Below are 642 nucleotides of genomic sequence, written 5' to 3'. Positions count from 1 at the left end.
TCGCCGCCGCCGGCGTGCTGGCAGGGCGTCCTGCCACGACACACTGGATGAACGCCGGCGACTTCACCCACCGCTTCCCCGAGGTCCGCTTCGAACCGGCCGTGCTCTACACCGACGACGGGGACGTCCTCACCTCGGCAGGCACGGGCGCCGCCGTCGACCTGTGCCTCCACCTGCTGCGCCGCGACCACGGGGCCGCGGTCGCCAACGAGGTGGCCCGCCGCATGGTCGTGCCGCCGCACCGGGAGGGCGGGCAGGCCCAGCACGCCCCGTTGCTGGTCCAGCCCGAGAACAGCGACGACCTGGCACCGGTGCTGCAGTGGGCGCGCGACCACCTGGACCAGCCGCTGACCGTTTCGCAGTTCGCCAGGACGGCGAAGCTGAGCGAGCGCACCCTCGCTCGCCGCTTCCACGACAAGCTGGGGACCACTCCCCTGCGGTGGCTCCTCCAGCAGAGGGTGCGGCTCGCCCAGGAACTGCTGGAGACCTCCGACGAGCCGGTCGAGAGGATCGCGCGCCGTACCGGTTTCAGTACCGCCGCCAACCTCCGGCTTCACTTCGGACGCGTCACCGGCATGACCCCTCAGACCTACCGGCACGTCTTCCGCGCTCGGGCCCGGCGAGCGGCAGGGCCCCCGCCCG

Annotated in this window: 1 protein-coding gene; it reads left to right on the top strand. The window is 72.9% G+C overall.

Annotation, left to right across the window (positions count from 1 at the left end; translation table 11 throughout):
* Positions 1–47: 47 nt before the first annotated feature.
* Positions 48–642: GlxA family transcriptional regulator (locus ABFX50_RS50965; RefSeq protein WP_346158552.1), on the top strand; the 595-nt coding region annotated here is incomplete at its 3' end.

It is taken from the genome of Nonomuraea recticatena (assembly GCF_039533245.1).
GTDB lineage: Bacteria > Actinomycetota > Actinomycetes > Streptosporangiales > Streptosporangiaceae > Nonomuraea > Nonomuraea roseola.
This window is presented reverse-complemented; position numbering and strand designations above follow the sequence as displayed.